This is a genomic window from Kitasatospora sp. NPDC032150, from assembly GCF_055579945.1.
Genome location: NZ_JBVIMH010000050.1, coordinates 1 through 21,356, shown reverse-complemented (window position 1 = coordinate 21,356; position 21,356 = coordinate 1). Strand labels below are relative to the sequence as shown.

Below are 21,356 nucleotides of genomic sequence, written 5' to 3'. Positions count from 1 at the left end.
GTCAGGCCGAGGCGAGCGCGAGTTCGGTCATCTTCCGCTTGTCCGGCTTGCCGTTGCGGTTGAGCGGGAACTGCTCCAGCACCACCACCCGGTTGGGCTGCTCGTAGGCCGGCAGCAGCTCGTCGAGGAACTGCCGCCAGTAGGCGGCCTCGCGCAGCTGCTCGTCCTCCACGAAGAAGACCAGGCTGCTGCCCCGGCGCTCGTCGGGCAGCGGCACGATCCGGGCGGAGCAGCCGCCGGCGGCGGCCTTCCGCTCGACGATCTCGGGGTAGAGGGTGTAGCCGTTGCGGTGGACCGCGAACTTGCGGCCGAGGACGAAGAGGTTGCCCGCGGCGTCGAGGTAGCCGAGGTCGCCGGTCCGGAAGACCTGCTGGTCGACGGGGTCGATCCCGCCGTCCTGGGTGAGGTAGCCGATCATCACGTCGGGCGTCTCGACCAGCAGTTCACCGACCTCGCCCGGCGGCAGCTCGCGGTCCTCGTCGTCCACCACCCGGATCCGCAGTCCGTCCATCACCTGGCCGCAGGAGACCGGGTTGTCGCCGGTCGCGAACGCCACGTTGCCGGCCTCGGTACTGCCGTAGCTGTCCAGCAGCGGCAGTCCGAAGCGCTCGACGTAGCGCTCCACCAGCGCCTGGTCCAGTGGGGCCGCGCCGCTGCAGAACATCCGGACCTCATCGAGCGAGGAGCCGAGCCGGGGCCGCTGCCCGAGGATGGTGAGGATGCTGCGGTAGGTCGCCGGGGTCGCGTCGACGACGGTCGCGCCGAAGTGCCCGGCCATCCGAAGTGCGCGGTCGGCGCGCTTGTACGGGGCGATGACCAGGGAGCCCTGGACGATCCACGCGATCAGCACCATGGACAGGCCGTACTGGTGCGAGAAGGGCAGCAGCGGCAGCAGCACGTCGTCGGCGTTGTGGCCCATGTGGTGGGCGTTGCGTTCCAGGTTCTTCAGGAACCGGCCGCCGTTCTTGACGATGCCCTTGGGTTCGCCGGTGGATCCGGAGGACCACATGATCAGGGCGTCGTCCAGGTCGCACCAGGCGTCGAAGCAGAGCTTGCGGTCGGTCACCTCCAGATCCGGTGCGGCCGCGAGGAGTTCGTAGAGGTGGACCGGGTCCGCATCGGCGGGCACCGGGGCGTCGTCGTCCACCAGCACGACCTTGGTCCCGGCCCGTTGGATGATGGCGGCGGTGGTGTCCTGCTTCTCCTGCTGGTCCACCAGGACGACGGACGCTCCCACGTGCATCAGGGCGAGGAGGACCGAGACGTAGGCGATCGAGTTCCCGGCCTTGAACAGCACCCGTTCGCCGAGCCCGACTCCCCGCTCCCGCAGGACCTGCGCTATCCGCAGGGTGTCCTGTTCGAACTCGGCGAGGGTCACGACCGAAGTCTCCGCAAGGATCTTTGCCGCCATCGGCTTCTCTTCCTTCTCGTGCCCGGCGGCCGGCGCCGCCGGTCGCGGTCGCGGCAATTCGACGGGCGGGTCTACGTGTTCGGTCCTGCGGGCGCTCGGTGGCACACGTCAGGAGTGCAGTACGGTGATCGCCGTGACCACCAGGCCGTCATCGGCCAGCCAGCGGCCCTCGAACCCCGGCAGCCGCCGGCCGTCGACCGTCGGTCCCGGTACCAGCAGGCGGGCCGCGAAGGTGCCGTCGGCGCCGAAGGTGAGGGTCGCCTCGGAGAAGTCGAGCATCTGGCGCATCAGCGGGAACCACGCCTTGTAGACGCTCTCCTTGGCGCTGAACAGCAGCCGGTCCGCGGACAAGTCCGGGACGGCGTCGGCGAGTTCCTCCAGCCGGGGCAGTTCCTCGGGTCGGGCGACGGCCTCCAGCACGCCCTCGGGCAGCGGCTCGTTCGGCTCGGCGTCGATGCCGATGGTGAGCACCTCGGCGGCAGGGGCAAGTGCGGCCGCACGGTAGCCGAGGCAGTGGGTCATACTGCCCACCACTTGCTCCGGCCAACTCGGCGCACCCCGCTCACCGGGCAGCAGCGGGACGGCGGCGTGTCCCAGCGCGGCGAGCGCCCGCCGGGCGCAGGCCCGCACCGCGCGGAACTCGCCCTGCCTGCGCGGCACGGCCCGCCGGATGTGCGCCGCCTCCTCGGGGAAGAGCTCGATCGGCTCGTCCTCGGCCGTGGTCTCGGCCGAGGCGACCATCGAGGGCAGAATGCGTTCGATCACCGTGCCACCTCCGGGAACATCTGGCGCAGGCCGTTCGGGGCGGCGCTGCCCCGGCGGCGCCACTCGCGCGGGTAGCCCACCGAGACCTCCTCGAAGCGGACCCCGTCGTAGTGGGTGACCCGGGGAATGTGCAGGTGTCCGTAGACGACCGCCGCGCAGTTGAAGCGGGTGTGCCAGTCGGCGGTCGCGGTGGTGCCGCACCACTGCGCGAACTCCGGGTAGTACAGGACGTCGGTGGGCTGGCGGACCAGCGGATAGTGGTTGACCAGCACCGTCGGCACCGCCGGGTCGCAGGCCGCCAGGCGCTCCTCGGTCTCGGCCACCCGGGCCCGGCACCAGGCCTCCCGGCTCGGGTAGGGGTCCGGGTGCAGCAGGTACTCGTCGGCACAGACCACACCGGTCTCGTGCGCCCGGGCCAGCGCCTGCTCCTTGGTGGCGGCGCCGGCCGGCCGGAAGCTGTAGTCGTACCCGACGAACAGCGGGGCGATCCGCAGCGGTCCCGCCTCGCCCTGCCAGACGGGGTACGGGTCCTCCGGGGTGTGCACGCCCAGTCCCCGGCACAGCTCCACCAGGCGCCGGTAGCGGGCCACGCCGCGCAGCTTCACCGGGTCACTGGGGTGGGTCCACAGTTCGTGGTTGCCGGGGGCCCACACCACGGTGGCGAAGCGTTCGGCGAGCAGGCCGAGCGTCCACTCGATGTCCGCCACCAGTTCGCCGATGTCACCGGCGATGATCAGCCAGTCCTCGGGGCCCCGCGGACGCAGGCCGCGGACGATCTCACGGTTCTCCTGGTAACTGATGTGCAGGTCGCTGGTGGCGTACAGGGTGCTGCCCGGTCCGCCGGAGCTGTTCGACAAGGGTTCCGCCTTCCGCTCTCGGGCCGTCAGCCGACGGGCCGGAGAGCCGACTCGGGTGCGATCGTGGTGGTGGCGAAGTTCTCCACGGTGCACCGGAGGCGGCGCAGCAGCCGGTCCCGGCCGACCACGCTGATCCGCTCGACGCCCTCGGCGGCCAGGGTCTCGACGATCCCGGGCCAGCGCATCGGGCGGACGTACCCGCCGAGGATCCACTCGCGGGCCTGCTCCGCGGTGGTGACCAGGGAGCCGTCCTGGTCCGAGACGATCGGGATCCGCGGGTCGCTCAACTCGTAGCCGGAGAGGATGTCCTGCTCGATCCGCTCGCGCAGCGGACCGAAGATGCTCGCGTGGGCGGGCGGGCGCATGGTGTAGAGGGAGTAGCCGCCCACCGCGCCGATCCGCTCCTTGAACCCGTCCAGCGCCCGTTCGCTCAGCGAGACCATGTACAGGTCGTGGTCCAGGTACGAGGAGATCTCGAACCACTCGCCGGCGTCGGCGAGTTCGGCCAGCAACTCGTCCAGGGTCTCGCACGGGACCTTGACGAAGGAATGGGTGACGATGTCGCTGTGCTGCTCGGTGAAGTAGTCGTGCTCGCAGCGGGCGGTCTCGGCGACCAGGCTGACGGCCCGGTCGAAGGGAAGCACGCCCGCGTGGGCGGCGGCGGCCATCTTGCCGAAGCTCACACCCGCACAGTAACCCGCGGGCTCGGAACGGGACTTGTCGCTCCACTCGACCAGCGCGAGCGAGGTGACGAACGAGGTCACCTGGGCGACCTCGGCGTAGTCGTCGACGGTCTCGCGCAGGGCGTCGAAGACGCTGTAGCCGAGGACCTCGTCGGCGACGGCGAAGCGCTCCCTGGCCTCGGCGTTCACGATCATGAATCTGCCGAAGTCGGCGAACCGCGAAGGGCCCATGGCGGGAAAGACGGTCGCGCTGCTCCGCGGCTCACCGGTCGTCATCTCAGCCCGTTCTCTCGGTGGTCGGCGTCGCCTCCGAGCCTAATCACGGCCGCTTCACCCGCTACCCCTGTCCGCTCCCCTACGCCCCCTAAGACCGACCGGTGCGGTGGACCAACTGCCCGGCCCGGCGGTTGAGATACCGTGGATCATCCGGCCGGCCCGTTGCCACCCGGCGGCGCCGGCCCGGCCGCCTTGCGGCGGTACCCGACGTGGCCAGCGCAAATGCTGTGGGGTAGGGGCGACTTAGGGGTTGTCCGGGTCCACGGCGTCCGCATAGCTTCGGCGCGGAAACGGCCGCTCCGGATGACTCCGCCGCTACCGGGAGAGGGTGCTCGCGATGAGGATTGCTTGCTGGCAGGCCGCGGCCGGCTCCCCCGACGTTCCGCAACTGCTGGACCGGTTGCGCGAGACGGCCGCCCGCGCGGCGGAGGCGGGAGCCGAGCTGCTCGTCGCCCCCGAGATGACCCTGGGCGGGTACCCGCTGCGCCCCGGCACGCTCGCCGAGGTGTCCGAGCCCGTCGACGGGCCGCTCTGCGCGGCCGTGTCGGAAATCGCCCGGGAGGCGGGCATCGCCATCGTGCACGGCTGGCCGGAGGACACCGGTTCCGCGGTCTACAACGCGGCCCGGCTGGTCTCCCCCGAGGGCACGACCCTGGCCGCGTACCGCAAGGCGCACCTGTTCGGCGAGGTGGACAGCTCCCGGTTCGCACCGGGTGACCACGGCGTGGTGCAGGCGGACTTCGGCGGACTGAAGGTGGGCCTGCTGGTCTGCTACGACGTCGAGTTCCCCGAGGCGGTGCGCGCCCACGCCCTGGCCGGTACCCAACTGCTGGTGGTCCCGACGGCGTTGATGCGGCCGTGGGAGTTCGTCGCGCGGACCATCGTCCCCGCCCGGGCGTTCGAGAGCCAGCTCTATGTCGCCTACACCAACTGGATCGGCGAGCGGCTCAGCCTGGACTTCTGCGGTCTGACCACCGTGGCCGCCCCGGACGGCACCCGGCAGACGCTGGCGGAGCCCGTCGAGGGCCTGCTGCTGGCGGAGGTCGACCCGGCCGTGGTGGCGAAGGCGCGCGCCGACACCCCCTATCTCCACGACCGGCGCCCCGAGCTCTACGAGGGCCTGCCCGCCCGGCTGGGCTGAGCGGCTGGGCTCTCGCGGACCGGGCCCCGAAAGGTGTCCCAGATGTCCCTGATTCCCCTCGGCTCCCAGGAGCTCCCGGCGATGCCCGCGGCACAGCCCGCGACGCGTCCCGCGACCGCTCCGCTGACCATGTTCGGCCCCGACTTCCCCTTCGCGTACGACGACTGGCTGCGCCACCCGGCCGGGCTCGGCTCGCTGCCCGAGGAGCGGCACGGCACGCCGGTGGCGGTGGTCGGCGGCGGGATCGCGGGCCTGGTCGCGGCGTACGAGCTGATGCGGCTGGGGCTGCGCCCGGTGCTGTACGAGGCCGGGGAACTGGGCGGCCGGATGCGCGCGGTGCCGTTCCAGGCCGATCCCGGATATGTGGCCGAGATGGGGGCGATGCGCTTCCCGGTCTCGGCCACCACGCTGTTCCACTACTTCGACCTGCTCGGGCTCCGGACCCGTCCGTTCCCCAACCCGCTCTCCCCGCACACCTCCAGCACCCTGGTGCACCTGGCCGGTGAGCGGCACCTGGCCCGGACCGTCGAGGACCTTCCGACGGTCTACCAGGAGGTGGCCGACGCCTGGGAGAAGACCCTGCGGGAGGAGGCCGAGCTGGCGGTGATGGAGGACGCAGTCCGACGCCGGGACGTCCCGCTGCTGAAGGCGGTGTGGAACCGGATGGTCCGCACCCTGGACGACCAGTCCTTCCACGGCTTCCTCGCCGCCTCGCCGTACTTCCGTTCGTTCCGGCACCGCGAGATCTTCGGGCAGGTCGGCTTCGGCTCCGGCGGCTGGGACACCGACTTCCCCAACTCCGTGCTGGAGGTGCTGCGGGTGGTCTTCACCGCCGCCGACGAGGAGCACGTGAGCATCGTCGGCGGCACCGGACGGCTGGTCGACGGGCTGTGGACGCTGGCCGCGGAGGGCGCGGCGCACTGGCCGGCCGGCACCTCGCTCGCCTCCCTGCACGAGGGCCGGCCCAGGCCGGCCGTGACGGCGCTGCGCCGGGCGGCCGGGGGGATCACCGTCGAGGACGAGCGAGGCTCGGTGGAGACCTACCCGGCGGTGGTGTTCACCCCGCACGTGTGGACGCTGCTGAACCGGATCGACTGTGACCCGGCGCTGCTCTCGGTGCCGCAGTGGACCGCTGTCGAACGCACCCACTACATGGGCGCCTCCAAGATGTTCGTGCTCACCGACCGTCCGTTCTGGCTGGACCGCGACCCGCGCACCGGCCAGGACCTGATGAGCATGACGCTCACCGACCGGATGCCGCGCGGGGTCTACCTGTTCGACGACGGTCCCGACCGGCCCGGGGTGATCTGCCTCTCCTACACCTGGAACGACGACTCGCTGAAGGTCGCCACCCTGAACGACGAGCAGCGGCTGGAGCGGCTGCTCGCCGAGCTGCACAGGATCTACCCCGAAGTCGACATCCGGCAGCACATCAGCGGTCCTCCCGTCTCGGTAACATGGGAGACCGAGCCCCTGTTCATGGGTGCTTTCAAGGCGAACCTTCCCGGTCAGTACCGCTACCAGCGCCGGCTCTTCACCCAGTTCGTGCAGCACGGCCTCCCGGCCGGGCAGCGCGGCCTGTTCCTGGCCGGTGACGATGTGTCATGGACGGCGGGGTTCGCCGAAGGGGCGGTCACGACGGCGCTCAACGCGGTCTGGGGTGTCGTCGACGCCCTGGGGGGTGCGAGTCATCCCACCAACCCCGGCCCCGGGGACGTCTTCGAGGAGATCGCGCCGATCCTCCTGCCGGAGGAGTGAGCGCCCCCTACGGGGGTAGGGGTGCGGGGTCGGCCAGGGCGGACGGGGGAACGGTTGCGGTGTTGGGTGGGGGATGGCAGGGCTGCACACAGCCCGGCGGGGCACCATTGGGCTGGTCATGACACAGTTGATCAACGCATCGGAGCGCACCTGGGTGGAGCTCCTCACCGGCTTGGCCGAGGAGGAATTCGAGGACCTGCTGGATGCTCTGCGGACCCGCGCCGAGGCCGACGGCCCTCGGGCGGGGCGCCGCTGGACGCTCTCCCTGGAGGACCGGGTACTGCTGGTCACCACCTACTGGCGGACCCAGCTGACCATGCGTGAGGTCGCCACCCTGTTCGGGGTCTCCAAGTCGGCCGCCGACCGGATCGTCAGCCATCTCGGCACCTACCTGGAACTCTCCTCGGCGGGCCGCCGGCGCTGCCGCCTCTCGCTCCGCCTCGAGGTGCACGCCGAGGACGAGAACGCCCACCGGGTACCGGCACAACGCTCCTGACCAGCCCTTACGGCCGGTCCACCGCAGCAGAGCGCTGCGGCGGACCGGCCGTTCGCATATGCACCGTGACAATTACGGGACAGCCTGATTCCGATGCCGAGATGGCCGAATCCCGCAGGTTTGACGCAGCGATGAACGGCTTTTGACCGACCGACAGTTGCTAAGCCTCGAAGGTTAACTCCAGGCGCCACGACCCACACACCGGACACACATGAGCTTTGTCCGATTTGTCATGAGTTGCTGGGCTCAACCATCCTATGGAGAGCGCATCCGGCCCCCTGCACACCCCCTACCGCCACCCCTACTGCTCCTAGGCCCTTCAATTATTGATCGCTTCCTGACGGCATGCATCGTCCATCGGGCCGCCAAAGTGTTATGTTCAGACCAGTTGTCCCGCAACCTGATCGGCGGCGCCGGCTGAGCCGGCTGCGCCCGGAGTGCGCGGACATGAATTCGCCATAAATTAATGGTTGAGCGCCGGATAAACCTGTCCGCTTGTCCGGCATTCGACCGCCTTGGCGACTGCCAGCTCATTCGGGGGAATCACTGACGTGCCATCACTTCTCGTCTCCAGACGACGAACCGCTCCTGCGGTCTGATCTGCCAGAGCCCTGTCGCCCACTCACCTGAGACGACGGCAGACCGGCACCCTTCTCACTCTCAGAACAGACCCTGCCCACGGCGCTGTCCTCCCCTTACACGGACGTTCCCTGGGCGGGCATCGGGACCTGAAGCAAGGAGTCCACTACATGACGGCCCGTTCCGGCCTCATCGAACGCAGCGAGGAATTGCGGCTCCTGACCCGGCTCACCGCCGACCCACTCCAAGGCTCAGGCTCGGTCGGCCTGGTGGTCGGACCGGTTGCCAGCGGTAAAACCGGATTGCTGAACGCCCTCTGTGAGGAGGCCAGCCGCTCGGGCGTCATCGCGCTACGGGCGGTCGGGGCACAGGCCGAATGCCGTACGCCGCTGAGTATCGTCGGACAGCTGCTCAGGCAGGCCCCGCTCACCGCCGAACGCAGCGAGCAGGTACGGCTCCTGCTCGCCACGAGTGAACGCACTGCCGCACAGCACGCGACACCCACCGGGCCCGGGCAGGAGCCATGGCAGCTCCCGACCGACCTGGTCCAGGAACTGTGCGCGGTGCTCTTCGAACTCTCCACCGCTGGGCCGCTGCTGATCTGCGTGGACGACGTCCACCACGCGGACGCGCTCTCGCTCCAGTGGCTGCTCTTCCTGATCCGCAGGCTCGGCACCGCCCCGATCGCGGTGGTCCTCACCGAGCGCACCTCGGCGCAGCATCCCCACCCCGCCTTCCACGCCGAGCTGCTGCGCCAGCCGAACTGCCGGCGCATCCTGCTCGGCCCGCTCACCCACCAGGGTGTGGTGCAGCTGCTGGAGTCCCGCCTCGACGCCGAGCGGGCCGACGAACTGGCACCCTTCTTCGACGCGTTGACGGGCGGCAACCCGCTGCTGGTCCACGCCCTGCTGGAGGACCTGCGCACCTGCACCCGGCTGCCGTCCGAGCAGCGCCCGTCCAGACTGGGCGCCGGGTACGCCTTCTCCCAGGCCGTCGTCAGCTGCCTGCACCGCAGCGAACCCTCCGCCCTCGCGGTGGCCCGCGGGATCGCCGTGTTCGACGAGAGCTGCACCACCCACCTGCTCGGACAGCTGCTCGACCTCTCCCCCGCCACCGTGGAGTGCGTCATCCGCGGCCTGGAGTCGGCCGGCCTGCTGGAGCACGGGCAGTTCCGGCACCCCGCCGTGCGGACCGCCGTCCTGCACGACACCGACGCGGACGACCTCAGCAAGCTGCAGCACCGCGCCGCCCACTTGCTGTACACCCAGGGAGCACCCGAGCGGGCCATCGCCGAGCGGCTGCTGGCCTCCAACGAGCCCGGCGAGGCCTGGAGCACCCGGGTACTGTGCGACGTCGCCCGCCAGGCGCTCTTCGACGGGGACGCGGACCTGGCCAGGCGCTGTGTCGAGCACGCCCACCGGGTCTGCACCGACCGCCGGGCGCGCGGCGAGGTGCTCACCCTGCTGGCCGGCGTCGAGTGGCAGCTCCAGGCCGGCAACGCCACCCGCCACCTGCCCCAGCTTACCGCCGCCCTGCGGGCCGGCGACCTCGGCGACCGGCACAGCGTGGTGGTCGTCAAGTACCTGCTGCGGCACGGCCGGATCACCGAGGCGACGGCCGTTCTCGACCACCTGCTGGCCGCCCCGGGGCGTCCGGCCGAGGGCCGTACCACCGCCGAACTGCAGACCGTCAAACTGCTGCTCGCCAGCGCCTACCCCGGCGCACTGGCCGAACTGCCGCCCTTCGGGCCCCGCAACGTCAACGCGGACCGCGCCCCCGCCGCGGTCCGGGCCGACCCGCAGTTGCAGGCCGCCGCCGTGCTCGACGAGGTGCTCAGCGGCTGCGCCGGCGAGAACACCTTCCTCGGCGCGGAGCAGGTCCTACGGACCATCAGGCTGAGCTACCGCTCCTGGGAGCAGGTCGAGTTCGCCCTGCTCGCGCTGATCTACGGCGACCAGCTCGACCGGGCTGCGGTCTGCTGCGACCAGTTGCTCAGCCGGATCGGCCGAGCCGCCGAGGGCTGGCGGCCACCGCTGCTGGCACTGCGCGGCCAGATCGCCTTCCGGCAGGGCAGGCTGGTCGAGGCGGAGCGTTTCGCCAAGACCGCCCTCGAGGAGATGCCCTGGCAGGGCTGGGGCGTGACGATCGGTCTGCCGATGGCCGTCCTGCTGATGGCCCAGACCGCGATGGGCAAGTACGAGGACGCGGCGGAACTGCTGAGCCGGCCGGTGCCGCAGGCAATCTACAAGTCCCGCTACGGGCTGCACTACCTGCACGCCCGGGGCGAGTACCGGCTGGCCACCAACAACCCGCACGCGGCCCTCGACGACTTCCTGATCTGCGGCGAGATGATGCAGGAGTGGGGCATCGACCTGCCGACGGTGGTGGCGTGGCGGGCGGCCGCCGCCCGGGTCCACCTGAGCATGAACAACCACCAGCAGGCCAAGGTCCTGATCGACGAGCAGTTCAAGCGGCTGCAGCCCGGTCCGTCCCGCTCCCGCGGCATCGCGCTGCGGCTGGGCGCGGCCGTCGCCGAACTCCGCCACCGTCCCTCGATGCTGCGTCAGGCGGTGGACGAGCTCCAGCGCTGCGACTCCCCGGTCGAACTGGCCCTGGCCCTGGCCGACCTGGGCTACGCCTACCAGAACCTGGGCGACCACAAGCGCTCCCGGACCATGATGAACCGGGCCTGGCAACTGGCCAAGGAGCACTCCGCCGAGCCCATCCTGCGCGGCCTGTCCAGCATGTTCTGCGACGTCCGCGAGGAGGCGCCGCAGACGGCCTCCACCACTCCGCTCGCGGGCGATCTGAGCGACGCCGAACGGCGGGTGGCCTCACTGGCTGCACTCGGCCACACCAACCGGGAGATCGCCCGGGAGCTCTTCATCACGGTCAGCACGGTGGAGCAGCACCTGACCCGGGTCTACCGCAAGCTCAAGGTCACCCGGCGCAGCGATCTGCCGGGCGAGCTGTGCCTGGTGTCGACGGGCAGCAGCGCCTCCTACGCCTGACGGCGTCCGATCGGCGGTCCGCCCTGGGCGCGGGGAGCCGCGCGGGAAACCCTCCGCAGAGGTGGGTTTCCCGCGCGGTTCCCCGCGCCCTTCCGGTGTTCGGGGTTGCCCCGCGAGGGATCAGCCGGTGTGGGCGGCCAGGTGGTCGGTGATCTCGGCGAGCACCGCCTTCTGGTGGGTGGCCAGGTAGAAGTGGCCGCCGGGGAAGACGCTCAGCGAGAACTTGCCGGTGGTCTCCTCCGCCCAGGCCTTGACCTCCTCCACGGTGGCCTTGGGGTCATCGTCGCCGGTGAGCGCCACGATCGGGGTGCTCACCGGCTCGCCCGGCGTGCGCCGGTAGGTCTCGATGGCCCGGTAGTCGTTGCGGATCGCCGGCAGGATCATCCGCAGGATCTCCTCGTCGCCGAGCAGCGCCGTGTTGGTCCCGCTGAGCCCCTTGAGCTCGTCGACCAGACCGTCGTCGTCGCGCAGGTGGACGGTCTCCTCCCGGTGCGTGCCCGGGCCGCGCCGACCCGAGGCGAAGAGCACGGCGGGCCCTCGCCCGTCCGCCTCAAGCCGGCGGGCCAGCTCGAAGCCGAGGATCGCGCCCATGCTGTGGCCGAAGATCCCCAGCGGCCGGTCGTCCAGGGTGGCGACCATCCGGTGGACCTGGTCCGCCAGTTCGGCGATGGTGCCGATGCTCGGCTCGCTGCGGCGGTCCTGACGGCCCGGGTACTGCACGGCGAGGACCTCGATCCCGGGCGACAGCGCCGCCGAGACCGGGTAGTAGAAGCTGGCCGATCCGCCGGCGTGCGGAAGGCAGAGCAGCCGCGCCTTGCTGCCGGGGGCCTGGTGGAAACGGCGTATCCAGAGGTCGTACTCGGCACTGGTGGGCGTGGTCATCGGTTCTCGTCTCTCCTGAGTGTGACGGCTTGCCAAGTCTTGTCCGGTGGAGGTCCACCGGGGCTGTCCCGGCCCGTCGGGGGTCGGGCCGGGACAGCGGTCGGTGCAGGTGGTGCGGTACAGCTCTCACCACCTCAGCACGGTCAGCACACCTCGCGCAGCCAATTCTCGATCAGCTCGGCGGTGGCGGCGGCGTGTTCCTCCATCACGGTGAAGTGGTCGCCGCGACCGTCCAGCGCGGTGTGCTCCAGCGGCCAGGAGGCCCGGACGGCCGCCTCGGCCACCCCGTCCGGTCCTGGCGCCGCCAGGACGTCGACGGCACGGACCAGCAGGGTGGGCGCGGCGGTTCCGGTGGGCCGGCGATCGGCGAACAGCCGCAGATAGCCGCCCATCGCGGTGAGCCTGGTGTCGTCCATCGGGACGTACGCGCCCTCGCGCGCCAGCATCGCGCCGGTGAGCGCCGGGAGCACGTCCTCGACCCTGGCACCCGCACCCGCACCCGCGCCGTCGGCCCCGGCCTCGCTCTCGAAGGAGTACGTGTCCACCAGGACCACGGCCGCCGGACCCGTACCCAGCTCCTCCAGCCTTGCCGCCGCGGCCTGGGCCACCAGACCGCCGGTGGAGTGGCCGAGCAGCACGAAGGGGGCTCCCCCGGCCGCCCGCAGCGTTCCCTGCGCGACGACCTCGACGACCGCCTCGGCGGTGGCCGGCAGCGGCTCACCCTCCCGGAACCCCGGCAGCGGCAGCGCGCGGACCGCCCGCCGGCCGCGGAACGCCGCGGAGATCCGGGCGTACTGGTGCGGGCCCGAGATCGCCAGCAGCGAGGGCAGGCAGACCAGTACGGGCTGCTCGGGTCCGTCGGCCAGCCGGACCGGCTCCGGCGCCAGGTCGGCCGCCTCGTCGTGCTCGAAGGACTGCCGGAACCGCGAGGCCGCGATCAGCAGCTCCATGAACTCCCGGCTGCGGCCGGTCTCTGCGGCACCGCGCAGCAGCGTGCCGATGGTGCCCAGTGGGCGGGCCTCCTCGGCGACCGGCTCCGAGGACCCGGCGATGGCCAGCTGGTCGCGCAGCCGGACGGCCAGCAGCCTCGGGGTCGGGTGGTCGAACAGCAGGGTGGCGGGCAGCCGCAGACCGGTCGCCAGGGCCAGCCGGTTGCGCAGTTCCACCGAGGTGAGCGAGTCGAAGCCCATTTCCAGGAAGGCGCGTTCGACGTCCACCGCCTCCGGGGCCGAGTGGCCGAGCGCCGCGGCGGCGTGGGTGCGGACCAGGTCGAGCAGCACGGCTTCCCGCTCCTGCTCGGTACGGCCGGCCAGCATCCCGGTCAGGGCGTCGGCCGACTCCGAGGCCGCGGTGGCCGACCTGCGGGCCGGGACACGCAGCAGTCCGCGCAGCAGTGCCGGCACCTGTCCGGTCGCGGCCGCGTGGGCCCGCATACCGGCCAGGTTCAGCCTGACCGGGACCAGCAGCGACCGGTCCAGCGCGTCGGCGGCGTCGAACAGCGCCAGGCCGTCCTCGACGGAGAGCGGCGCCACCCCGCCGCGGGCGAGGCGCTGCAGATCGGCCTCGGCGAGCGTGCCGCCCATTCCGCCGTCCTGCTCCCACAGGCCCCAGGCCAGTGAGGTGGCGGGCAGGCCCTGGGCCCGCCGGTGGGCGGCGAGGGCGTCCAGGAAGGCGTTGGCCGCGGCGTAGTTGGCCTGGCCCGGGCCGCCGAAGACGCCGGCCATCGAGGAGAACAGCACGAAGGAGGAGATCGGGTGCTGCTCCGTCAGCTCGTGCAGGTGCCAGGCCGCGTCCACCTTGGGGCGCAGCACCCGGTCGACCCGTTCCCTGGTGAGGGTGGCGACGGCGCCGTCGTCGAGCAGGCCGGCGGCGTGCACCACGGCGGTGAGCGGGTGCTCGGCCGGCACGCTGTCGAGCAGCGCGGCCAGGGCGTCCCGGTCGGCCACGTCGCAGGCGGCCAGGCGCACCTCGGCGCCGAGGTCGGCCAGTTCCTGCCTCAACTCGGCGGCGCCTTCCGCCTCTTCGCCCCGACGGGAGGCCATCAGCAGACGGCGCACACCGCGTTCGGCGACCAGGTGGCGGGCCAACAGCCGGCCGAGGGAGCCGGTGGCGCCGGTGAGCAGTACCGTGCCGCTCGGGTTGGGGTCGGCGAGTCCGGTCTGCTCCGGCAGCGCCATCCTGGCGAGCCGGGGTGCATACAACTCACCATCACGCAAGGCGAGTTGGGGTTCGACCCCGACCGCTGCGGCGGACAGCGCCCGGTGTGCGCCGTCCTGGTCCAGATCGACCAGGACGATCCGGTCCGGATTCTCGGTCTGGGCCGAGCGGACCAGGCCCCACACCGCGGCGGCCGCCAGATCGGGCACGTCCTCGCCCTGCCGGGTGGACACTCCGCCCCGGGTGGCGATGATCAGCCGCGCGGTGGCGGTGAAGTCCTCCGCCAGCCAGGACTGGACCAGCTCCAGCGTCCGGCCTGCCGCCAGGTGGGCGGCCTGTGCCGCGTCCTGGTCCGCGGCTGCGGGCGGGCAGCACACCAGGACGTTGTCCGGGACCGGGGTGCCCGCTGCCACGGCCACCGTCAGCGCGTCCAGGTCGGGGTAGGCGGCCGCCCCCAACGCCGCCCCCTCCGCCGCGAGCTCCAGCGCGTGGGAGCCGAGGACGGCCCAGCTGCCGGCGGTCGCGGTGGTGGCGGGGACGGCGGCCCACTCCAGTGCGAACAGTGCGTCGTCCCTGCCGCTGCCGCTCGCGCCGAGCTGCTCGGGCGTCAGCGGGCGCAGCGCCAGCGACTGGATCTCCGCCACCGGTCGGCCGGCCGGGTCGGCCAGCTCCAGCGCCAGCACGTCATCACCCGACGGCCTTATCCGCACCCGGAGTTCGGCCGCACCCGTGGCGTGCAGGGTGACGCCGCTCCAGGCGAACGGCAGCCTTCCCTGGCCGGTGTCCGCCAGCAGACCGCCGAGGCCCAGGGTGTGCAGGCTCGAATCGAGCAGCGCGGGGTGCAGGCCGAAGGCCGCGGCCTGCGTCCTGACCTCCTCGGGCAGCGCGACCTCGGCGAACAGTTCGCCCTCGCGCCGCCAGGCGGCCCGCAGCCCCTGGAACGCGGGGCCGTAGGCGAAGCCGAGTGCGGCGAAGCCCTCGTACAGGCCGTCCACCTCGACCGGTTCGGCTCCCCGCGGCGGCCACTCGGCAAGGTCGGGGCCCGTGTCGCCAGTGGCGGCGGAGAGCACACCGGTGGCGTGCCTGGTCCAGGGGAGGTCTCCCGCCGCGTCCTCGGGCCGAGAGTGCAGGGTGAGGCGGCAGCGGCCGTCCCGGTCCGGTGCGCTCACGGCCAGTTGCAGCTGGATCCCGCCGCGCTCGGGCAGGACGAGCGGGGTCTCCAGGGCGAGTTCTTCCAGGTGTCCGCAGCCGACCTGGTCGCCGGCCCGGATCGCGAGTTCCACGAAGGCGGTCCCCGGCAGCAGCACCGCACCCATCACGGCGTGGTCGGCCAGCCAGGGGTGGGTGTCCAGGCCGAGGCGGCCGGTGAACAGCTGGCCTTCGGCGTCGGCCAGGGCGACGCTCGCGCCGAGCAGGGGGTGGTCGGCCGCCCCCAGACCGACCGCGGTGACGTCGCCGAAGAAGCCGGTGTACGGCTTCGGCCAGTAGTGCTGCCGTTGGAAGGCGTAGGTGGGCAGATCGACGCGCCGCGCGCCGGTGCCCGCGAACACGGCCTCCCAGTCGAGCTTGGCGCCCCGGAGGTGCAGCCCGGCCAGTGCGAGGGTGAAGCTCTGCTCCTCGGCGCGGTCACGGCGCAGGACGGGGGCGAACCACGCGTCCTCGGTGACGCAGTCCTGACCCATGGTGGCGAGGGTCCCGTCCGGGCCCAGCTCCAGGTACGTACGGACGCCTTCGCGCTCCAGGGCCCGGACTGCGTCGTGGAAGCGGACGGCCTCGCGGACGTGGCGCACCCAGTAGTCGGCGGTGCGGATCTCGTCCGTGACCGAGCCGGTGAGGGTGGAGACGATCGGGATGCGCGGTTCGGCGAAGGTCAGACCCTCGGCGACCTCACGGAACTCGGCGAGCATCGGCTCCATCAGCGGCGAGTGGAACGCGTGGCTGACGGTGAGCCGCTTGGTCTTGCGACCGTCCGCGGCCAGCTTCTCCGCGACCTCCAGCACGGCCTGCTCGACACCCGAGATCACCACCGAGGTCGGACCGTTGACCGCCGCGATCCCCAACTCCTCGGTGAGGAACGGCAGGACCTCGTCCTCGCTAGCCTGGACCGCCACCATGGCACCGCCCGAAGGCAGTTGCTGCATCAGTCGGCCGCGAGCAGCCACCAGAGTCGCGGCATCAGCCAGCGAGAGCACACCCGCGACGTGCGCGGCGGCCAGCTCGCCGATCGAGTGCCCGGCCAGGAAGTCGGGACGCGCACCCCACGACTCGACCAGGCGGAACAGCGCCACCTCGACCGCGAACAGGGCCGGCTGGGTGTACCCGGTCTGGTCCAACTCCTCCCCGCCGAACACCACCTCGCGCAGCGGACGGTCCAGGTGCCGGTCCAACTCCCCGCAGACCGCGTCGAAAGCCTCGGCGAACCGCGGGAAGGTCTCGTACAGCTCACGGCCCATGCCGGCCCGCTGACTGCCCTGGCCGGTGAACAGGAACGCCGAGCGGTTCCCCGAAGCGGCCACACCCTGAACCGTGTTCGCCGTCGACTCGCCGTGCGCCAGCGCCTTCAGGCCGTGCAGCAGCTCCACCCGGTCGGCGGCCACCACGGCGGCGCGGTGCTCCAGCGCCGCGCGGGTGGTGGCCAGCGACCAGCCGATGTCGGCCTGGTCCGCCGTCTGTCCGGCCTCCAGCCGGGCCAGCAGCCGCTCGGCCTGACCGCGCAGCGCCGCCGGCGAACGGCCCGACAGCACCCAGGGCAGCACCGCCCGGGCAGTGGGCTCGGTGGGAGCGGCGTGCTCGGCCGGGGCGGCTTCCTCGGGTGCCTGCTCGATGATCACGTGGGCGTTGGTGCCGCTGATGCCGAACGAGGAGACACCCGCGCGGCGCGGCTGTCCGGTCTCCGGCCAGGACCGGGCCTCGGTCAGCAGCTCGACCGCGCCGGCCGACCAGTCGACGTGCGAGGACGGCTCGCTGACGTGCAGGGTCTGCGGCAGTACGCCGTGCCGCATCGCCATCACCATCTTGATCACACCACCGACACCGGCCGCGGCCTGGGTGTGGGCGATGTTGGACTTCAGCGAGCCCAGCAGCAGCGGGCGGTCCTCGGGACGGCCCTTGCCGTAGGTGGCGAGCAGGGCCTGGGCCTCGATCGGGTCGCCGAGGGTCGTGCCGGTGCCATGGGCCTCGACCGCGTCCACCTGGTCGGCCGTCAGCCCGGCCGACGCCAGCGCCTGGCGGATGACCCTCTGCTGGGACGGACCGTTGGGGGCGGTCAGGCCGTTGGAGGCACCGTCCTGGTTGACGGCGCTACCGCGCACGATCGCCAGCACCGGGTGCCCGTTGCGGCGCGCGTCCGACAGCCGCTCGACCAGCAGCATGCCGACGCCCTCACCCCAGCCGGTGCCGTCCGCGTCGTCCGAGAACGCCCGGCAGCGGCCGTCGGCCGACAGGCCGCGCTGGCGGCTGAACTCCACGAACGGAGCCGGAGTGGCCATCACCACCACACCACCGGCCAGCGCCTGGGTGCACTCGCCGTTGCGCAGCGCCTGCACCGCGAGGTGCAGGGCCACCAGGGAGGAGGAGCAGGCGGTGTCGATGCTGACGGCCGGCCCCTCCAGGCCCAGGGTGTAGGACACCCGGCCCGAGGCGATGCTGCCGGAGCTGCCGGTGCCGACGTAGCCCTCGAAGGCCTCCGCCGACTGCTGGAGCAGCATGCCGTAGTCGTTGTACATCACACCGACGAAGACGCCGGTGCGGCTGCCGCGTGCCGAGTTCGGGTCGATCCCGGCCCGCTCGAACGCCTCCCACGAGGTCTCCAGCAGCAGCCGCTGCTGCGGGTCCATCGAGACGGCCTCTCGGGGCGAGATTCCGAAGAGGTCCGGGTCGAACTCGCTGGCGTTGTGGATGAAACCACCCTCACGGGTGTAGGTGGTGCCCTGCTGCTCTGGGTCGCTGTCGTAGAGCGCCTCGGTATCCCAGCCGCGGTCGGCGGGGAATCCCGACACGGCGTCGACGCCGTCGGCCACCAGCCTCCACAGCTCCTCGGGCGAACTCACCCCGCCCGGGAACCGGCAGGCCATCCCGACGATCGCGATCGGCTCGTCGTCGGCCGCCGCCACCGCGACGGCCGCCGCGTCGGGCAGCGAGCCCAGGAGCTCGGTGCGGAGCAGCTCGGCGAGCGCCCCCGGGTTGGGGTAGTCGAAGACCAGCGTGGCGGGCAGCCGCAGGCCGGTCGCGGCGTTCAGGCGGTTGCGCAGCTCGACGGCGGTCAGCGAGTCGAAGCCGAGGTCCTTGAACGCCCGGTCGGCGTCCACCGCGTGCGGGCCCGCATAGCCCAGGACGGCGGCTGCCTCGGCCCGTACGACGTCCAACAGGGCCGCGTCGCGCTCGGCCTCGGGCAGTGCCGCGAGCCGCTGCATCAGCGGAGAGGCGCCGCCGGGCCGCGAGCCCGCGTCCGCGCTGCGCCGTACCGGGCCGCGCAGCAGACCGCGCAGCAGCGGCGGGAGCATGCCCGCCTCCGCCTGCCCGCGCAGCCCGGCCAGGTCGAGGCTGATCGGCGCCAGCACCGGCTCCGCCGATCGCACGGAGGCGTCGAACAGTCGCAGGCCCTCCTCGGAGGACAGGGCGATGACACCGCCGCGGGCCATCCGCTCGACGCCCGCGTCGCCGAGGTCGCCGGTCATACCGCTCTCCTCGGCCCACAGGCCCCAGGCGAGTGAGAGTCCCGGAAGTCCGGCGGCCCGGCGCTGCTGTGCCAGGGCGTCCAGGAAGGCGTTGCCCGCCGCGTAGTTGCCCTGACCGGCGCCGCCGAAGACACCGGCGGCGGAGGAGAACAGCACGAACGCGGAGAGGTCCTGGTGCTTCGTCAGTTCGTGCAGGTTCCAGGCCGCGTCCACCTTCGGGCGCAGCACGGTGTCGATGCGCTCGGGGGTGAGCGAGGAGATCACGCCGTCGTCCAGGAGACCGGCGGTGTGCACGACTGCGGTCAGGCGGTGTTCGGCGAGCAGGGCGGCCAGCGCGTCACGGTCCGCGACGTCGCAGGCGGCGAAGACCGGCTCCGCACCCAACTCGCGGAGAGCGTCTGCGAGTTCTTCGGCGCCCTCGGCCTGAGCCCCACGCCGCGAGACCAGCAGCAGCCTACGCGCGCCGTACTCCGCGACCAGGTGCCGGGCGAACAGCGCACCCAACGTGCCCGTCGCACCCGTCACCAGCACCGTACCCTCCGGGTCCAGCACCAGCGGCTCCGCCTCGTCGGCCGCCGGGACCCGCGCCACCCTGGCGGCGAGGGCGGATCCGGACCGCAGGGCCAGCTGCGGCTCACCGCTGCCGACCGCCGCGGGCAGCGCGTCGAGCGATGCCCCCTCCTCGTCGAGGTCCACCAGGACGATCCGGCCGGGGTTCTCGGTCTGAGCCGAACGCACCAGGCCCCAGACCGTCGCCGCCGCCAGGTCCGCCACCGTCCCGTCCCCGTCGGTACCGGCCGCCACGGCACCACGGGTCACCACGGCCAGCCGGGTGCCGGCGAAGGCGTCCTCGGCCAGCCAGTCCTGCAGCACACCCAGAGCCCGGTGCGCGCTCAGGTGAGCGGCGGCTGGGATCCCGGCGCCGGGCTCCGCCTCGGCACCTCCCAGGAACGGCACAACCACGGTGTCCGGGAGCGCGGCTCCGCCGGCGAGGGCCCCGGTCAGCGCGGCCAGGTCGGCGAAGCCGGCAGCCTGGTCCAGGCCGAGCGTCTCGTCGCCCAGGACGGCCCACCGCTCGGCGCTCCGGCCGGCCGGGGAGCCGAGCGGCACCGCCGTCCAGTCCACCCGGTACAGCGAGTCGTGGTAGGCGGCGCGGGCGGCGGAGAACTGGTCCACCGACACCGGCCGGAGCACCAGCGACTCGACCGTGGCGACCGGCGCGCCGGTGCCGTCGGCGACGTGCAGCGCGACCGCATCCGGGCCGTTCGCGACGATCCGAACCCGAAGTGCGGTGGCACCGACCGCGTGCAGCGAGACTCCGGACCAGGCGAACGGCAGACGGGCCTGCCCGCTGCCCTCCAGTACTCCGCCGAGCCCGATCGCGTGCAGCGCGCCGTCGAGCAGGGCCGGGTGCAGGCCGAACCTTCCGGCCAACTCCCAGCTCTCCTCCGGCAGTTCGACCTCGGCGAACAGCTCGCCGCCCTGCCGCCAGGCGCGCCGCAGGCCCTGGAACACCGGTCCGTAGCCGAACCCGGCGGCGGCGAAGCCCTCGTAGAGCGAGTCGACGGGGACGGCCTCGGCGTTCGCCGGCGGCCACTCGGCCAGCTCGTTCATCGAGGCGGCCACGCCGGTACCGAGCAGACCGGCCGCGTGCCGGGTCCACGGCTCCTCCGCCGGCGCATCCTCGGCACGGGAGTACAGACTGACGGTGCGCCGGCCGGCATCGTCCGGGGTACCGACCCACAGCTGGACCTGCACCGCGCCCTTGGCGGGCAGGATCAGCGGCGCCTCAAGCGACAACTCCTCCAGGCGGTCGCAGCCGACCTGGTCACCCGCCCGGACCGCCAGCTCGACGAAGGCGGTTCCCGGCAGCAGCACGATGTCGCCCACGGCGTGGTCGGCCAGCCACGGGTGCGAGTCCAGCGCCAGGCGCCCGGTGAACAGGTGACCGTCCGCGTCCGCCAGCGCCACGGAGGCGCCGAGCAGCGGGTGGTCGGCCGAACCCAGACCGGCGGAGGCCACGTCGCCCAGCCAGCCGGTGAGCGGCCGGGGCCAGTAAGTGTCCTGCTGGAAGGCGTAGGTGGGCAGGTCGACGCGCTCGGCCCCGGTGCCGGCGAAGACGGCCGCCTGCCAGTCGACGGCGACACCGCGTACCCACGCCTGCGCGAAGGAGGCCAGCACGCGATGGGCACCGCCCTCGTCGCGGCGCAGGGTGCCGAACGCGGCAGCGTCACGCCCGCTCTGCTCGACGCTCTCCTGAACCGCCATCGCAAGCACGGGGTGCGCGCTGACCTCGATGAAGGTTCCGACGGAGTGCTCTTCCAGCAACGCGCGCGTCGCGTCCGAGAACTCCACCGTGGCACGGAGGTTGGTGTACCAGTACTCCGCATCCATGCCCGAACCGTCGACCAACTCGCCGGTCACCGTGGACAGCAGCGGCACCCGACCCGCCCGCGGGCTCACCTCACGCAACACGTCCAGCAGCTCGGCACGGATCGACTCCACCTGAGCCGAGTGCGAGGCGTAATCCACCGGCACCCTACGCGCCCGAACACCATCCGCCTCACAGGAGGCGATCAGCTCCTCCAGCGCGGCCGGCTCACCCGAAACCACCACCGACGACGGCCCGTTCACCGCGGCGACCGAGATCCGCTCCTCGCCCCA

At 72.3% G+C, this 21,356-nt stretch carries 10 protein-coding genes; 4 read left to right on the top strand and 6 right to left on the bottom strand.

Going from position 1 to position 21,356, the window contains the following annotated elements:
- Window position 1: 1 nt before the first annotated feature.
- The 4 genes from ACZ5ON_RS33605 to ACZ5ON_RS33590 form a co-directional block, all read right to left on the bottom strand.
- A complete protein-coding gene (locus ACZ5ON_RS33605; protein ID WP_465600701.1) occupies window positions 2–1,411 on the bottom strand; it encodes a class I adenylate-forming enzyme family protein in 1,410 nt (469 codons plus the stop codon).
- A 108-nt stretch (window positions 1,412–1,519) separates the two neighbouring features.
- Window positions 1,520–2,176: a 4'-phosphopantetheinyl transferase family protein gene (locus ACZ5ON_RS33600; protein ID WP_465600699.1), complete on the bottom strand. Its 657-nt coding sequence runs from the start codon at window positions 2,174–2,176 to the stop codon at window positions 1,520–1,522.
- On the bottom strand, window positions 2,173–3,033 hold the full coding sequence (locus ACZ5ON_RS33595; protein WP_465600696.1) for a metallophosphoesterase family protein: 861 nt from the start codon (window positions 3,031–3,033) through the stop codon (window positions 2,173–2,175). The genes ACZ5ON_RS33600 and ACZ5ON_RS33595 overlap by 4 nt, the downstream gene beginning before the upstream one ends.
- 26 nt (window positions 3,034–3,059) lie before the next feature.
- Window positions 3,060–3,992: an ACP S-malonyltransferase gene (locus ACZ5ON_RS33590; protein WP_465600693.1), complete on the bottom strand. Its 933-nt coding sequence runs from the start codon at window positions 3,990–3,992 to the stop codon at window positions 3,060–3,062.
- Between the two features lie 328 nt (window positions 3,993–4,320).
- Here ACZ5ON_RS33590 and ACZ5ON_RS33585 point away from each other — a divergent pair, with 328 nt between their 5' ends.
- The 4 genes from ACZ5ON_RS33585 to ACZ5ON_RS33570 all read left to right on the top strand — a co-directional run bounded on the left by ACZ5ON_RS33585 (window position 4,321) and on the right by ACZ5ON_RS33570 (window position 10,977).
- The gene (locus ACZ5ON_RS33585; protein WP_465600690.1) at window positions 4,321–5,133 is read left to right on the top strand and encodes a carbon-nitrogen hydrolase family protein; all 813 of its coding nucleotides are present in this window, start codon (window positions 4,321–4,323) and stop codon (window positions 5,131–5,133) included.
- Between the two features lie 81 nt (window positions 5,134–5,214).
- Complete coding sequence (locus ACZ5ON_RS33580; protein WP_465600727.1) at window positions 5,215–6,891, top strand: flavin monoamine oxidase family protein; 1,677 nt, start codon at window positions 5,215–5,217, stop codon at window positions 6,889–6,891.
- A gap of 118 nt (window positions 6,892–7,009) precedes the next feature.
- A complete protein-coding gene (locus ACZ5ON_RS33575) occupies window positions 7,010–7,387 on the top strand; it encodes a helix-turn-helix domain-containing protein (protein WP_465600687.1) in 378 nt (125 codons plus the stop codon).
- Window positions 7,388–8,136: 749 nt separating this feature from the next.
- Window positions 8,137–10,977 carry a helix-turn-helix transcriptional regulator gene (locus tag ACZ5ON_RS33570; RefSeq protein WP_465600685.1) on the top strand — a complete coding sequence of 947 codons (2,841 nt, stop codon included), beginning with the start codon at window positions 8,137–8,139 and terminating at the stop codon, window positions 10,975–10,977.
- A 120-nt stretch (window positions 10,978–11,097) separates the two neighbouring features.
- On the opposite strand, the gene ACZ5ON_RS33565 is transcribed toward ACZ5ON_RS33570, so the two are convergent.
- Window positions 11,098–11,859, bottom strand: a complete 762-nt coding sequence (locus ACZ5ON_RS33565) for a thioesterase II family protein (protein ID WP_465600682.1) — start codon at window positions 11,857–11,859, stop codon at window positions 11,098–11,100.
- Between the two features lie 143 nt (window positions 11,860–12,002).
- A partial coding sequence (locus tag ACZ5ON_RS33560) for an SDR family NAD(P)-dependent oxidoreductase (protein WP_465600679.1) occupies window positions 12,003–21,356 on the bottom strand: 9,354 nt, incomplete at its 5' end.

Coding starts and splice junctions, on each gene's coding strand:
- ACZ5ON_RS33605 (WP_465600701.1), bottom strand. CDS start 1,411: ATGGCGGCAAAGATCCTTGCGGAGACTTCGGTCGTGACCCTCGCCGAG.
- ACZ5ON_RS33590 (WP_465600693.1), bottom strand. CDS start 3,992: ATGACGACCGGTGAGCCGCGGAGCAGCGCGACCGTCTTTCCCGCCATG.
- ACZ5ON_RS33580 (WP_465600727.1), top strand. CDS start 5,215: ATGCCCGCGGCACAGCCCGCGACGCGTCCCGCGACCGCTCCGCTGACC.
- ACZ5ON_RS33575 (WP_465600687.1), top strand. CDS start 7,010: ATGACACAGTTGATCAACGCATCGGAGCGCACCTGGGTGGAGCTCCTC.
- ACZ5ON_RS33570 (WP_465600685.1), top strand. CDS start 8,137: ATGACGGCCCGTTCCGGCCTCATCGAACGCAGCGAGGAATTGCGGCTC.
- ACZ5ON_RS33565 (WP_465600682.1), bottom strand. CDS start 11,859: ATGACCACGCCCACCAGTGCCGAGTACGACCTCTGGATACGCCGTTTC.